The 14098-nt window shown below is 68.1% G+C and carries 17 protein-coding genes and 1 tRNA gene; 12 read left to right on the top strand and 6 right to left on the bottom strand.

Annotated elements, in window-relative coordinates; genetic code table 11:
- Positions 1 to 108: 108 nt before the first annotated feature.
- The gene (locus AC4HOU_RS18515) at positions 109 to 384 is read left to right on the top strand and encodes a hypothetical protein (protein ID WP_195020016.1); all 276 of its coding nucleotides are present in this window, start codon (positions 109 to 111) and stop codon (positions 382 to 384) included.
- Positions 385 to 449: 65 nt separating this feature from the next.
- On the opposite strand, the gene AC4HOU_RS18510 is transcribed toward AC4HOU_RS18515, so the two are convergent.
- A complete protein-coding gene (locus tag AC4HOU_RS18510) occupies positions 450 to 803 on the bottom strand; it encodes a hypothetical protein (protein ID WP_163811418.1) in 354 nt (117 codons plus the stop codon).
- 136 nt (positions 804 to 939) lie between these two features.
- Between AC4HOU_RS18510 and AC4HOU_RS18505 the strand changes: the two genes are divergently transcribed.
- The 5 genes from AC4HOU_RS18505 to AC4HOU_RS18485 all read left to right on the top strand — a co-directional run bounded on the left by AC4HOU_RS18505 (position 940) and on the right by AC4HOU_RS18485 (position 5276).
- Positions 940 to 1665, top strand: coding sequence for a lytic transglycosylase domain-containing protein (locus AC4HOU_RS18505; protein WP_163811420.1), 726 nt, complete (start codon positions 940 to 942; stop codon positions 1663 to 1665).
- Positions 1666 to 1807: 142 nt separating this feature from the next.
- Positions 1808 to 3091, top strand: coding sequence for a phosphopyruvate hydratase (gene eno / locus AC4HOU_RS18500; RefSeq protein ID WP_138450834.1), 1284 nt, complete (start codon positions 1808 to 1810; stop codon positions 3089 to 3091).
- Between the two features lie 25 nt (positions 3092 to 3116).
- On the top strand, positions 3117 to 3770 hold the full coding sequence (locus AC4HOU_RS18495) for an FtsB family cell division protein (RefSeq protein ID WP_195020015.1): 654 nt from the start codon (positions 3117 to 3119) through the stop codon (positions 3768 to 3770).
- Positions 3767 to 4288, top strand: a complete 522-nt coding sequence (locus tag AC4HOU_RS18490) for a DUF501 domain-containing protein (protein WP_163811423.1) — start codon at positions 3767 to 3769, stop codon at positions 4286 to 4288. Before AC4HOU_RS18495 ends, AC4HOU_RS18490 begins: the two co-directional genes overlap by 4 nt.
- A 40-nt stretch (positions 4289 to 4328) precedes the next feature.
- Complete coding sequence (locus AC4HOU_RS18485; protein WP_490724821.1) at positions 4329 to 5276, top strand: Ppx/GppA phosphatase family protein; 948 nt, start codon at positions 4329 to 4331, stop codon at positions 5274 to 5276.
- A 6-nt stretch (positions 5277 to 5282) separates the two neighbouring features.
- Here AC4HOU_RS18485 and AC4HOU_RS18480 read toward each other — a convergent pair whose 3' ends face one another.
- Positions 5283 to 5636, bottom strand: coding sequence for a hypothetical protein (locus tag AC4HOU_RS18480; protein WP_195020013.1), 354 nt, complete (start codon positions 5634 to 5636; stop codon positions 5283 to 5285).
- 100 nt (positions 5637 to 5736) lie between these two features.
- Positions 5737 to 6186, bottom strand: coding sequence for an SRPBCC family protein (locus AC4HOU_RS18475; protein ID WP_163811430.1), 450 nt, complete (start codon positions 6184 to 6186; stop codon positions 5737 to 5739).
- Between the two features lie 207 nt (positions 6187 to 6393).
- Between AC4HOU_RS18475 and AC4HOU_RS18470 the strand changes: the two genes are divergently transcribed.
- The 5 genes from AC4HOU_RS18470 to AC4HOU_RS18450 all read left to right on the top strand — a co-directional run bounded on the left by AC4HOU_RS18470 (position 6394) and on the right by AC4HOU_RS18450 (position 10471).
- Positions 6394 to 7860 (top strand): peptide MFS transporter, encoded by a 1467-nt coding sequence (locus AC4HOU_RS18470; protein WP_163811432.1) that lies wholly within the window; start codon positions 6394 to 6396, stop codon positions 7858 to 7860.
- Between the two features lie 37 nt (positions 7861 to 7897).
- On the top strand, positions 7898 to 9376 hold the full coding sequence (locus tag AC4HOU_RS18465; protein WP_490724820.1) for an amino acid permease: 1479 nt from the start codon (positions 7898 to 7900) through the stop codon (positions 9374 to 9376).
- A 4-nt stretch (positions 9377 to 9380) separates the two neighbouring features.
- Positions 9381 to 9926 carry a hypothetical protein gene (locus tag AC4HOU_RS18460; protein ID WP_138456220.1) on the top strand — a complete coding sequence of 182 codons (546 nt, stop codon included), beginning with the start codon at positions 9381 to 9383 and terminating at the stop codon, positions 9924 to 9926.
- A 60-nt stretch (positions 9927 to 9986) separates the two neighbouring features.
- A tRNA-Leu gene (locus AC4HOU_RS18455) sits at positions 9987 to 10063 on the top strand.
- A 141-nt stretch (positions 10064 to 10204) separates the two neighbouring features.
- Positions 10205 to 10471, top strand: a complete 267-nt coding sequence (locus AC4HOU_RS18450) for a YdeI/OmpD-associated family protein (RefSeq protein WP_163811436.1) — start codon at positions 10205 to 10207, stop codon at positions 10469 to 10471.
- A gap of 62 nt (positions 10472 to 10533) precedes the next feature.
- Here the strand turns inward: AC4HOU_RS18450 and AC4HOU_RS18445 are convergent, their stop codons facing one another.
- On the bottom strand, positions 10534 to 11361 hold the full coding sequence (locus AC4HOU_RS18445; protein ID WP_163811437.1) for an SDR family NAD(P)-dependent oxidoreductase: 828 nt from the start codon (positions 11359 to 11361) through the stop codon (positions 10534 to 10536).
- Between the two features lie 3 nt (positions 11362 to 11364).
- Positions 11365 to 12585, bottom strand: a complete 1221-nt coding sequence (locus tag AC4HOU_RS18440; protein ID WP_163811439.1) for an acyl-CoA dehydrogenase family protein — start codon at positions 12583 to 12585, stop codon at positions 11365 to 11367.
- Positions 12586 to 12714: 129 nt separating this feature from the next.
- Between AC4HOU_RS18440 and AC4HOU_RS18435 the strand changes: the two genes are divergently transcribed.
- Positions 12715 to 12906, top strand: a complete 192-nt coding sequence (locus AC4HOU_RS18435) for a hypothetical protein (RefSeq protein WP_138450856.1) — start codon at positions 12715 to 12717, stop codon at positions 12904 to 12906.
- Here AC4HOU_RS18435 and AC4HOU_RS18430 read toward each other — a convergent pair.
- Complete coding sequence (locus AC4HOU_RS18430; protein ID WP_490724819.1) at positions 12875 to 14083, bottom strand: DUF418 domain-containing protein; 1209 nt, start codon at positions 14081 to 14083, stop codon at positions 12875 to 12877. The two genes, AC4HOU_RS18435 and AC4HOU_RS18430, sit on opposite strands and share 32 nt — an antisense overlap.
- Between the last annotated feature and the right edge of the window lie 15 nt (positions 14084 to 14098).

The raw sequence follows: 14098 nt of genomic DNA, 5'->3' as shown, positions 1-14098 counted from the left end.
ACGGCCGAGCGCTCTCACGCCCGCGCGGGAAGGCCTACGCCGGCCCGCCCGAACTTGTCGTACCCCTCTGCCACACTGCTGAGGAACCAGAGGTCACAGGGGGTTTTCATGGCTCATTCCTTGGCAATCGCCGGCATCGCCATCTTCAGCACGGTCGCGGTCGCGGCGCTGCTGACGGGTGCTGTCGCGCACGTGCTCGGTGCCCGCGCGCGGCGCAGCGCGGATTTCTGTTTCGTCGGCGACTGGATCCCCACCTCCGGGTATTTCCGGCACCGTGAACGTCACCGGCATATCGCGCGAATCGAGTTCTGGTCCAACCTGATCGGCCTGCTGTGCACTCTCGGCGGGCTGGCAACACTCGTCTTCGCTCTCGGCGCCGGATAGGGCCGGGCGCGGGATCGGCATGAGGCGGGTGCCCGCAACACACGCGCCGGAAGCGGGCCGCCGGTTCAGGTCGCGCCGATGGACCGCGCGCCCATGGCGATATAGAACATCGTCAGCGTGAACAGGAACCATCCGGCGCCCTGCCAGATCACCCAGTTGCTGCCCCGTCGCCATTGCCGAAGCGTCTGCACGAAGGCGCCGATCCCGCCGAGCAGCGCCACCACGGTCGGCCCGATCAGGATCGCCGACTGGGCGGGCGCATCGCACATCAGCGGCTCGTGCTCACCGCAGTGCGCGCTCGCCCAGAACGCGGCGATGCCGAAGACGACGGCAGCCGCCCCGATCACGGACAGCGCGTACACCGCCGCCCGCCGGTAGGTTCCCTCGTCGGTCCAGCGTTTCTCCACGTCATCGGTCATATGCCCGCACCTCGACTGATCGGATATCTGCCGAATTGCCGCAACCCTCTGTCGCAAACGTGTCCGGCGGGGTCCGAGTGACCCACCCCACCGCGCGGCGCCTCTCACCGGCCGCACCGATCTGGATGATGGAAGGGTGCTCTCGAAGAAGACCGGCGCGATCGCCGTAACCCTCGCCGCGCTGGTGCTCGCCGGTTGCGGGATCGACCGCGACCTGGTGCCGATCCCGGAGGGGCTGCCGCCCGGCCCGGGCGCGCCGCTGCCCGTGATCGATATCGACGCGCCCGGACGCACCGCCGCCCAGCTGAACGCCTGGGCCACCGAACACGCCGACACGCTGCGCATCCCGGTGCCGGCGCTGGAGGCCTACGGGTACGCGGCCGCGGTGATGGTGCGTGCGCGGCCCGATTGCGGCATCGCCTGGACCACCCTGGCCGGGATCGGCAGCGTGGAGAGCAAGCACGGCACCTACCGCGGTTCGGAGGTGAGCGGGACCGGCCGTGTCGAGCCGCCGATCATCGGCATCGCACTGGACGGCTCCCCTGGCGTCGCGCGCATCCCCGACACCGACAACGGCGCCCTCGACGGCGATCCGGTGCACGACCGTGCCGTCGGCCCGTTGCAGTTCATCCCGGAAACCTGGAAGCGCTGGGGCGTGGACGCCAACGGCGACGGCGTGATCGATCCGCACAGCATCGACGACGCCGCCCTCACCGCCGCCCGCTATCTCTGCGACAGCGGCGGCGTGCTCACCACACCGGAGGGCTGGTCCAAGGCGCTGTTCACCTACAACCGCTCCGAGAGCTACATGATGGACGTGCGCGACCGTGCCGCCGCCTACAGCGTCGGCAGGCGGGTGTGAGGCCGCCCACGTGCGCGGCGCCGCCGAACAGCGCTGCACCCGGAGTGCCGGTTACTCCCACAGCGCGGTGGGCGTTAGGCTCGCAGCGCACGGCCAACACGTCAGCAACCACCGTGCCAGCAGCCGAAGGAGTGTCGTTTTCGTGGCCATCATCGAACAGGTCGGAGCTCGCGAGATCCTGGATTCGCGCGGAAACCCCACCGTCGAGGTCGAGATCGCCCTCGACGACGGCACGCTGACCAGGGCGGCCGTGCCGTCCGGCGCGTCCACCGGTGAGCACGAGGCGGTGGAACTGCGCGATGGTGGCGACCGCTACCTGGGCAAGGGTGTGCAGAAGGCCGTCGAGGGTGTGCTCGACGAGATCGCCCCGGCCGTCATCGGTCTGGACGCGGTGGAGCAGCGCACCGTCGACCAGGTGCTGCTGGATCTGGACGGCACCCCGGACAAGTCGCGCCTGGGCGCCAACGCCCTGCTGGGTGTGTCGCTCGCGGTGGCCCGCGCCGCCGCCGAATCCTCGGGTCTCGAGCTGTTCCGCTACCTCGGCGGCCCGAACGCGCATGTGCTCCCGGTGCCGATGATGAACATCCTCAACGGCGGCGCGCACGCCGACACCGGCGTCGATGTCCAGGAGTTCATGGTCGCCCCGATCGGTGCGCCCACCTTCAAAGAGTCGCTGCGCTGGGGCGCGGAGGTCTACCACGCGCTCAAGTCGGTGCTCAAGTCCAAGGGCCTGGCCACCGGCCTCGGTGACGAAGGCGGTTTCGCCCCCGACGTGGCAGGCACCCGTGAGGCGCTGGACCTGATCAGCTCCGCGATCGCCAAGACCGGCCTGAAGCTGGGCAGCGATGTCGCGCTGGCGCTGGACGTGGCCGCCACCGAGTTCTACTCCGACGCCGGCTACAAGTTCGAGGGCAACGTCCGGACCGCCGCCGAGATGGCGCAGTTCTACGCCGACCTGCTCACCGCCTACCCGCTGGTCTCCATCGAGGACCCGCTGTCGGAGGACGACTGGGACGGCTGGGTCGCGCTGACCGATCAGATCGGCGACAAGATCCAGCTGGTCGGCGACGACCTGTTCGTCACCAACCCAGAGCGCCTGGAAGAGGGCATCAGCAAGGGCGCCGCGAACGCGCTGCTGGTGAAGGTGAACCAGATCGGCACGCTGACCGAGACCCTCGACGCCGTCGAGCTCGCCCACCGCAACGGCTACAAGACCATGATGAGCCACCGCTCCGGCGAGACCGAGGACACCACCATCGCCGACCTGGCGGTGGCCGTCGGCAGCGGTCAGATCAAGACCGGCGCGCCCGCCCGCAGCGAGCGCGTGGCCAAGTACAACCAGCTGCTGCGCATCGAGGACGCCCTCGGTGATTCGGCGCGTTACGCGGGCGACGTCGCGTTCCCGCGCTTCGCGTTCGAGGACTGACAGCAGCGATACATGGGGTAGGGATATGACGGAGCGACGTGCGCGTGGTACCAGTCCAGCCGGACGAGGCGACCGCCGCACGTCGCGTGCCGCCCGCTCCCGCCCCGCCGCCGATCAGCACGGCCGGGCCGCGGCGCCGAGCCGGACCGCGCGGCGCCGCCCCGACGACAAGGCCGAGCCGCGCAAGATCAGCGCCCGCAAGAAGAAGTCGGCGGGCAAGGACACACCCGAACGCACCATCCTCGGTTTGTCCACCGGGAAGGCGGTCATCCTGGCGATGGTCGTGTGCGCGCTGGCGCTGACCCTGGCGGTGCCGATGCGCACCTATTTCAGTCAGCGGACCGAGGCCGCGCAGCTGGCTCAGGAACGCAGGCAGCTCGAAGACGATCTGGCCCGGTTGCGTGATCGTCGCGCGCAGCAGCAGGATCCGGCCTATATCCGCTCCGAGGCCAAGGACCGGCTGCGCCTGGTGATGCCCGGTGAAACGCCGTACATCGTGCAGGTTCCCGGCATCGAGGCACCAGCGCGTCCGGGCCCGACGACGCCGTCGCGGGAACCGGATCCATGGTATACCGGCCTGTGGCGCAGTGTGTCCGAACCGCAGCCCGCCCCCGAACCCGCACCGGCGACAACGACGCCGCCGGCCGCGCCCGCGCCGAACCCGGAAGGACCCAGGTGACCGAACCCGACGACCGGGATCTGCGGATCATCGCCGAACAGCTGGGCCGCACCCCGCGCGGGGTGCTCGCCATCGCCTACCGCACCCCCGACGGTGTGCCCGCGGTGGTGAAGACGGCGCCACGGCTGCCCGACGGCACCCCGTTCCCGACCCTGTACTACCTCACCGACCCGCGGCTCACGGCGGAGGCGAGCAGGCAGGAATCGGCGGGCGTGATGCGCGAGATGACCGAACGCCTCGGCAGCGACCCCGAACTGGCCGCCGCCTACCGCGCCGCCCACGAGAGCTACCTGGCCGAACGCGACGCCATCGAGCCGCTGGGCACCGATTTCACCGGCGGCGGCATGCCGGAGCGGGTCAAATGCCTGCATGTGCTGATCGCGCATTCGCTGGCCAAGGGCCCCGGTGTGAACCCGCTCGGCGACGAGGCCGTGGCGCTGGCCGCCGAACACGGCCTGCGTGGGACGGCGGTCCCGGCGGATTGGCCGCGATTCGAGCGGGCGGATCAGGACGCATGAGCCGGTCGGCGCGTTTCGGCCGGGTGCAGGAGGACACAGCATGAGTGACAGGGTCGCCGCGGTCGATTGCGGCACGAACTCGATCCGCTTACTGATCGCCGATATCGGCGCCGACGGCAAGCTCACCGACGTGCACCGCGAGATGCGCATCGTGCGGCTCGGCCAGGGTGTGGACGCCACCGGCAGGCTCGCGCCCGAAGCCATCGAACGCACCCGCGTCGCGCTCGCCGACTACGTCGCGCTCATGCGTGAACACCAGGTGGCCCGGGTGCGCATGGTCGCCACCTCCGCCACTCGCGACGCCGCCAACCGCGCGGATTTCTTCGCCATGACCAGGGCCGAACTCGGCGCGGTGGTGCCGGGCGCGGAGGCCGAGGTCATCACCGGCGATGAGGAGGCGCGGCTGTCGTTCTCCGGCGCGGTGGGCGAATTGCCCGGTGACGCAGGACCGTTCGTCGTGGTCGACTTGGGCGGCGGCTCCACCGAACTCGTGGTCGGTGACAGCGATGGCGTGCACGCCGCCTACTCCGCCGACATCGGTTGCGTCCGGATCACCGAACGCTGCCTGCCCGGCAACCCGCCCGACGACGAACAGGTCAGCGCCGCACGCGCTTTCGCCGCCGAACGCCTCGCCGAGGCCTTCACGCATGTGCCTGTCGATTCGGCGCACACCTGGGTCGGCGTGGCGGGCACCATGACCACCATCGCCGCCGTCGCCCTCGATCTACCCGAATACGACTCCGAGCGCGTTCATCTCACCCGGTTGACGCTCGAGCAGTTGCATGACGTCTGCGACCGCCTCGTCGCGATGAGCCACGATGAGCGTGCGGCCCTCGGCCCGATGCATCCCGGCCGCGTCGACGTCATCGGCGGAGGTGCCGTCATCACCGAGGTGCTCTCCGAAGAACTCGCCCGTCGCGCGGGCATCTCCGAACTCGTCGTCAGCGAACACGACATCCTCGACGGCATCGCCCTGTCCATCGCCTGAGTGCCCTCAGGTGCCCCGGTTCTGCAGCATCTGCTGATAGTCGGTGATACCAGGGGTGTGCCACCAGATCGGCTGTGCACCCGGCCCGCAATCCTGGCTGAAGGTTCCGGAGGAATTGCCCGCGAGCCGGAAATGGGCCTCATACAGGATGCGCAGGTTGCTGCACAGCCCGACGAGTGTGCCGGTGCCCGCGCCGACGTCGGTGTTGGTGCAGGTGACGTCCAGCCGGGAACCCACCGGCGTCGCACCGCAGCTGACATGACCCGGCGGCGCGGCCTGCGCGGGCGGTGCGGTGAAAATGGCGGCCACGGCCGTGATCGCGAGCGCCCCGGCGCCCAGCGATGCTCGTGCGAAACGCATGTGATTCCCTCCCGGTGACGCGGCCATCCGCCGCGCATCGAGACTACCCAGAACTGCTGTGCGGAGGGAAGATCGAACTACTGAGCGCGTCAGCGCCGCGTCACGGCTGCGCTTCGGCCCGTCCGATGATCAGGTGCGCGAGCCGGTCCAGCGATTCCTGATTGCGCGCGGCGAAGAACAGGTTCTGCGCGATCCCCGGGATCAGGCTGCCCACGCCTCGGGACGCGCGCTCCGACATCCTGATCCGAGTGAGGTTCGGTTGCGGCTCGTCGAGGTCGAAGCGGATCCAGGCCGCGCCGATCAACCACAGGTGGGCGTCGAGTTCGAGCAGGTACGGCGGGTCGACGGCGGTGACCTTGGTGACGTCCTGCATGGTCAGCGGCCACAGGCCGACGCTGTGATGGATGCGAGTGCCCACGGCGGGCCAGCCACGGTCCACCACCCGGATATGCGAGGCGCCGACGACCCAGCTCGCGTACAACCAGCCATCGGCCAGGGCCGCGAAGGCCTGGTCGATCGGCACCGGCACCGTCACTTCGACTTCCGTCATCAGCGCACCGCCTTCGTCGTCGGGGCTGCCGGAGCGCCCGCACTCGCCACGGGTGTGATGTTCCCGGCCCGAGCCTAATCACCCTCGGCGAACCCGGCGCGCCGCGACGGATGCGGCACCAGCGCAAATCGCGCGAAGACGTCGCGGTTCGATGCATTTTCGGTGTGGATGCCTGTGCACAACGGCCGAACGTGGGATTGTCTGACCATGTCCGATGCAGTGAAGATCGAGCAATCGCCCGCCGAGCGGACGTTGTTCGGGCACCCGATCGGGTTGACGAACCTGTTCGGTGTCGAGATGTGGGAGCGGTTCTCCTTCTACGGCATGCTGACCATCCTCGGGTATTACCTGTACTACTCGGCCACCGAGGGCGGCCTCGGGATGGATCAGGACACCGCCGTGGGCATCGTCGGGGCGTATGGCGGCCTGGTGTATCTGTCCACCGTGCTCGGCGGCTGGGTAGCCGATCGGTTGCTGGGCATGGAACGCACCGTGTTCTACGGCGGCGTGGTGGTGATGGCCGGCCATATCGCCCTGGCCGTCCTGCCCGGGCTCGCGGGCGTCGGCGTCGGGCTGGTGCTGGTGGCACTGGGCAGCGGTGCGCTCAAGGCGAACGCCTCCTCGCTGCTCGGCACGCTGTACCCGCACGGCGATCCGCGCACCGACGGCGGTTTCACACTGTTCTATCTGGGCATCAATCTCGGCGCCTTCGTCGGTCCGCTGCTCACCGGGCTGCTGCAACGCGAGTGGGGCTTCCACGCCGGTTTCGGCGCCGCCGCCATCGGCATGGGGCTCGGTCTGGCCCAGTACGTGGTGTTCCGTCGCAATCTGGGCACGGCCGGGCGCAACGTGCCCGATCCGCTGCCGCCCAGCGCCATCGGCAAGGTGCTCGGCCTGGTCGCCGCGGCGGCCGTGATCGTCGCGGTGGCCGCGTTCACCGGGCTGGTGACCCTGGACAACCTCTCCGACGTCACCACCGGCGTCATCGCGGTCGCCTCGGTCGTCTACTTCGTGGTCATGCTCATCGACCGCAAGGTGAGCCCCGTCGAACGCAGCCGGGTACGCGCGTTCATCCCGCTGTTCATCGCCAACGCGGTGTTCTGGTCGCTGTTCCAGCAGATCTTCACCGTGCTGGCCGTGTATTCCGATGAGCGGATGGACTGGAACATCTTCGGCTGGACCGCCCCGTCGAGCTGGATCGGTTCGGTGGAGCCGGTGTGGATCATCGCGCTCTCGCCGCTGTTCGCGCTGATGTGGACCAAGCTCGGTTCCCGCGCGCCGAGCACCCCGCGCAAGTTCGCTCTCGGCGTGATCGGCATGGGCCTGGCGTTCTGGTTGTTCACGCCGATGTCGCAGAGCAGTGGCCGCGCGGTGCCCGCCCTGCTGGTGCTGTTCATCATGGGCGTGTTCGCCGTCTCCGAGCTGCTGATCTCGCCGATCGGCCTGGCCGTCACCACTCAGCTCGCGCCCGAGGTGTTCCGCGCGCAGATGATGGCGCTGTATTTCTTCTCGGTCGGTCTCGGTACTTCGATGTCGGGCACCCTCGCGCGCTACTACGATCCGGCAGACGAGTTCGCCTACTTCGGCATCATCGGCGCGGTCGCGATCCTCGCCGGTCTGGTTGTCGCCGGCCTCTCACCCTGGGTGAGCAGGCATATGGAAGGCGTCCACTGACCACCACCTGGGAGACCTCGAGACGAAGGAGATCGCCGTGGCGATACCGACCAGCCGCCGACAGCTGTGGCGCACCAAAAGCGTGGAGCAGTCGATCCGCGATACCGACGAACCCGATTCCAAGCTCCGCAAGGAGCTCACCGCGTGGGATCTCACGATCTTCGGCGTCGCCGTCGTCGTCGGCGCGGGCATCTTCACCCTCACCGCCCGCACCGCGGGCAATGTGGCGGGACCGTCGGTGTCGCTGGCGTTCGTCTTCGCCGCCATCGCGTGTGCGCTGACCGCCCTCTGCTATGCCGAGTTCGCCTCGACCGTCCCGGTGGCGGGCAGCGCATACACCTTCTCCTACGCCACCTTCGGTGAGCTGGCGGCCTGGATCATCGGCTGGGACCTGATCCTGGAATTCGCGCTGGCCGCGGCGGTGGTGTCGAAGGGGTGGTCGCAGTATCTGGGTGAGCTGATGGGTTCGCGCTCGCCGATCCTGCATATCGGTTCGGTCGATTTCGACTGGGGTGCGGTGTTGCTCATCGCGGTGCTCACCACGCTGATCGTGCTCGGCACCAAGCTGTCCTCGCGGGTGTCGGCGGTGGCCGTCGCGATCAAGCTCGGCGTCATCGCGCTGGTGCTGGTGATGGGCGTGACCTACTTCAGCGCCGACAACCTCACCCCCTACATCCCCGAATCCAAGCCGGGTGAAGGCGGCGAGGGCGTGCACCAGTCGCTGTTCTCCTTCGTGACCGGCGCGGGGAACAGCACCTTCGGCTGGTACGGCCTGCTCGCGGCGGCGAGCCTGGTGTTCTTCGCCTTCATCGGGTTCGACGTCGTCGCCACCGCGGCCGAGGAGACCAAGAACCCGCAGCGCGATATGCCGCGCGGCATCCTCGGCTCGCTGATGATCGTGACGGTGCTCTACGTCGCGGTGTCGCTGGTGCTCACCGGCATGGTGCCCTACACCGAGCTGGCCGGTGACGACGCGACGCTGGCCACGGCGTTCGCCATCCACGGCGACACCTGGGTGAAGAACATCATCTCCGTTGGTGCGCTCGCCGGCCTGACCACCGTCGTCATGGTGATGCTGCTCGGCCAGACCCGGGTGCTGTTCGCCATGTCGCGAGACGGGCTGATGCCGCGCAAGCTCGCCCACACCGGCAACCGCGGCACCCCGGTCCGGATCACCGTCATCGTCGGCGCGGTGTGTGCGGTGCTGGCCGGCTTCATCGAGTTCGGCACGCTCGAGGAGATGGTCAATATCGGCACGCTGTTCGCGTTCGTGCTGGTCTCCATCGGTGTGCTGGTGCTGCGTAAGACCCGCCCGGATCTGCCGCGCGGGTTCAAGGTGCCCTTCGTTCCGGTGCTGCCGATTCTGGCCGTGCTGGCCTGCTTGTGGCTGATGCTCAATCTGTCGGTGGAAACCTGGCTGCGTTTCATTGTCTGGATGGCGCTGGGTTTGGTGGTGTACTTCGCATACGGCAAGCGGCATTCGGTGCTCGGGAAGTCCGTCTCAGAACAGAGGTGACACGATGCGCAATCCGTGGCGACGCAGGCGCCGGGCGGAACCTCCCGCCCGCGCCGTCGACCATTCCGGCACCGACCTGGTCATCCGCTGGATCGACGCGGTGACCACCGGACTGGCCGACGCGCCTCCCGGGCCGCCGGAAGCGGGGCCTGCCCGGGTGTGCGACGGCATGTTCACCGCCGCCACCATCGCCGCGGTGCTCATCGAGCGGGTCTCCGACCGCACCGAATACCGCGTCGCCAACAACCGCTGCCTGGCGGCGTCGGTCGAATTCATGAAGGTGCTCGGCGAGGACACCCTGCGCCGCTACCGCATCCAGTCCGACGCCCAGCCCGTCGGCCTGGACGAGGTGAACGCCGACGCCGACGAGCTCGCCATCGCCCGCCATCTCGCCCTGCTCGGCGAGGCCCTCCAGATCGCCCTGTGCAAGGTCACCACCGATCCCGCCCTGTCCGCTGAAATCCGCGAAACCGCCAACGAATCCGGCCTGCTCGCCGCCGACGTCCTCGTCGAAACCTGCCAGACCATCCAGTCCGACCCCACCACCTGACACGCCTCTCCGCCCCGGGGGATTCCGGTACACCCGTACGAGTCGGTAGGGTGAGCCGACGCCCCTATAGCCCAATTGGCAGAGGCAGCGGACTTAAAATCCGCACAGTGTGGGTTCGAGTCCCACTGGGGGCACCAGTGTCGGTGCAGGGCGGATGCTGTCCAGCGCATCCTGCGTCGGGCCGACCGGCTGATTCGGTCCGCAACGAGTCCGGAGTGCCGCCGCCCACCATCCGTGAGGCGTTTCGGTAGCCGCGCGGATCGGCTTACAGTGGCGTTATGACTGATCAGCGGGTTCCCGGTGGGGTGGTGCACGAGTTGCCCGACGATCTGCGCACGGCGTTGATCGGTAACTCGGTGGCGCTGGCCGCCTGGCACGACATCACGCCGCTGGCCCGCAACGAATTCATCTGCTGGGTCGAGGACGCGGTGCAGGCCCAGACCCGGGAGCGCCGTATCCGGCGCACCCAGGAGGAACTGGAGGAAGGCCAGCGGCGGCCGTGCTGCTGGCCGGGGTGCAAGCACCGCGAGCGCACGGGCCGCTGATTCCGCATTGCCGAGGGGCGGGCGCACCTGGCTGAGGTTCAGCCCTGCCGGGCGGAGCCGGTTCAGGAGGATCGGGTGAGCTCGGTGCGTTCGGTGTAGACGCCGTGACCGACCTGTAGGTAGGACAGCCGGTCGGCCAATCGCGTGCTCACCCGACGGACGATGTCGTAGACGCGGGCGTCCTTCCCGATGACGACGCGCCCGCTGCCCTTCGCCGTCGCCTCGACCATCCGACGGGCCACCCGTTCCGGTTTCGCCGAGAAACCCTTCGCCAGCTTCTCGGGCGCACCCAGCTCCTGTGCCACCTTGCGTACGAGGTCGGTCCAGACCGATCCGGGCAGTACCGTGGTCACGGTGATATTCGTGCGACCCCGCAGATCCTGCGCCAAGCCGTAGCTGAACAGCGCGAGTGCGGCTTTGGACGCACCGTACACCGCGGAGCCGGGTACCGGCACGATCGCCGAGAGGCTCGAGGTGTTCATGATGACCGCTTCGGGACGTTGTCGCAGGTGCGGGAGGAAGGCGCGGGTCAGCCACACCGCGCCGAAGAAGTTCACCCGCATCAGGGTTTCGATCCGCGAGTCGCTGAGATCGGTCACGGTCTGGAGTTCTTGGGCGATTCCCGCGATATTGAACAGTCCGTCCACCGGGCCGTGGGTGGCGATCACGGTATCGGTGAACGCCGTCACCGCCGCATGGTCGGAGATGTCGAGCCGGTGGGCGGTGAAGCGCGCCGGATCCGCGATCAGTGCGGCGGTTTCGGCCAGCGCCCGCTCGTCGAGGTCGGCGCCGATCACCACCGCACCGCGGCCGACCAGCTCCATGGTCACGCAGCGCCCGATTCCGTTCCCGGCTCCGGTCACCACGAACGTACGTCCGGTGATCTGCATGCGTTACCCGCCCACCAGCCCTTTGGCGATATGCGTCACCTGGATCTCGTTGCTGCCCGCGTAGATCATCAGCGATTTGGCGTCGCGGGCGAGCTGCTCGACCTTGTATTCGGCCATGTAGCCGTTGCCGCCGAAGAGCTGCACGGCTTCCATCGCGACCTCGGTGGCGGCGCGGGAGGAGTAGAGCTTCATGGCGGAGGCTTCTGCGAGGGAGACCTTTTCGCCGGCGGCGGTGCGTTCGATGGCGTTGAAGACCATGTTCTGCACGTTGATGCGGGCGATCTCCATTTCCGCGAGTTTGAGCTGGATGAGCTGGAATTGGGCGATTTCCCGGCCCCAGAGCTTGCGGGACTTGGCGTATTCCACACAGAGCCGGTGGCATTCGTTGATGATGCCGAGGGCGAGGGAGGCGATGCCGATGCGTTCGGCGGCGAAGGATTCCTTGGCGCTGTCCTTGCCGTCGCCCTTGGCCGGGTTCTCGGTCTCGCCGAGCAGGCGGTCGGGGGTGATGCGCACGTTGTCGAAGAACAGCTCACCGGTGGGGGAGGAGTTCATGCCCATCTTCTTGAACGGCGGGCTCTGGGTGAAGCCTGGCATGCCCTTGTCGAGCACGAACGTCAGCACCTTGCGGTCGCGCCGGTCGGTGCCGTCCTGTTCGTCGAGCTTGGCGTAGACCACGGTGACGTCGGCGTAGGGGCCGTTGGTGATGAAGGTCTTCTGCCCGTTGAGGATGTAGTCCTCGCCGTCGCGGCGCACGTAGGACTTCATGCCGCCGAAGGCATCCGAGCCCGAATCGGGTTCGGTGATCGCCCAGGCACCCACCTTCTCCATGGTGACCAGTTCCGGCAGCCAGCGCTTCTTCTGGGCGAGGGTGCCGCGGCTGCGGATGGTGCCGACGGCGAGGCCGAGGCTCACCCCCATCGAGGCCACCAGCCCGAGGCTGACCCCGGCCAGTTCGCTGTTGAGGATGACGCCCATGCTGCCCGCGCCGCTGAACCCGCCGCCGGGCTTACCCGTGGTGCCCGCCTCCTCGCGGGCCAGCGATTTCGCCAGTCCCTCCCGCGCCATCTCGTCGAGGCCGAAGGTGGCATACAGCTTGCGGATGATGTCGTAGGGCGGCATCGCACCGCTTTCCAGCTGGTCGACGTGGGGTTTGAGCTCCTTGTCGATGAAGCCGCGCACCGCGTCGCGGAACATGAGGTCTTCGTCGGACCACTGGTACATCGCGTGAACTCCCGAGGGATCGCCGGAACAGTCCCCCAAATATAGAACACGTTCTAATTCAGCCCGCCGGGTGTGCGGTTTACCACCAACGGGTGCAGCCGGGTGAACGGAAGTTGGACAATGGTCTGTATGGCACCGATAACTCGCGTCGGCATCGTGCTGTCCGTCCTCGCGCTGGGGATCCTCGCGGCGTCGATCTTCCTGCAGATCATCAACGACCGATCCGCGGTGCTGGTGGCTGTCACCACCGCCGCATGGGTGGCGCTCGCGGCCTCGACGTCGGTCGGCGCTAAGCGCGCGTGGCAGCATCCGCGGTACTGAGGCTCTCGTGCCTGCGCCAGGCCGGCCACTGCCGGTAGGTCGCGGCGCGCAGCACCCATTCCACCGGGCCGTAGGAATGCCCGCGCAACCATCGCTCGCTCACCCATAGCTGAACCAGGTAGGTGACGACGGCGATGGCGAGCACAGCGAACGGCGGGACGCGATCGCCGAGCGCGAACCCGTACCCGGTGAAGATCACCGCCATCACCACCGATTGGCCGATGTAATTGCTTGCCGCCATGCGCCCGGCCGGTGCCAATCGGCGCACCCACGTCGCGCGGCTCGAGTGCGCCAACCAGACGATCGTCGCGATGTACAGCACGGTCAGCACGGGATTGAGCAATTCCTGGAGACCGAACAGGTAGTTCGGTACCTCGGCGTGCAGCGTGTGCAGGACCACCGTCGCGATCGAGACGGGCAGCCCGACGACGCCGCCGATCAGCAGCGCCCGCGGCGTCCATCGCCGTAACCGCTCGGCATCCTCGAACAAGCGCACCTTGCCGGCGGCCATGCCGATCAGGAACATGCCCATGCTGGTGCAGCCCTGCCCGAGGAAGGTGAAGATCAGGAATATCGGGCCGGTCTCCAGCTGGGTGGTGAAGACGTCGCCGGGACCACCGAGGAATCCGTTCCGAATCCCTGCCAGGTCGAAGAACTCGCCGAGCTTGCCGACTCCGCCGCCGCTGCCGGGCAGAAATGCGAGCGCGGCGAACATGCCGTACAGCAGCACGCCGGTGATCACGGCGGTGCGCGGCCGAATCCCGCGCAGCAGCACCAGAATCGCGCACAGCACGGCATAGAGGGTGAGGATGTCGCCGATCCACAACAGGCTCACATGCGCCAGGCCGATCAGCAGCAGCGCCGCGCACCGGCGCAGCAGTCGCGGGACGGGTGCGGCGCCGGCGCGGTCGGCGGCCGCGATCTGCAGCGTGAACGAATACCCGAACAGGAACGCGAACAGCACATAGAACTTGCCGAGGAAAAACCCGTAGATGATTCCGTAGGCGAGCCGGTCCCATGTGCCGTCGTATATCGGAACGGGGTCGGAATTCGGTCCGGCGAACGACAGCAGCATGGTCAGCACTGCCGCATTGGTAACCAGAATTCCGAACAGCGCGAAGCCGCGCAGCATATCCACTTCGCCGATGCGCCGCGCCAGCTGCGCCGTGTGGGTCATGCCGCAACGCTAGGT

It is taken from the genome of Nocardia sp. JCM 38205 (assembly GCF_058222935.1).
This window is presented reverse-complemented; position numbering and strand designations above follow the sequence as displayed.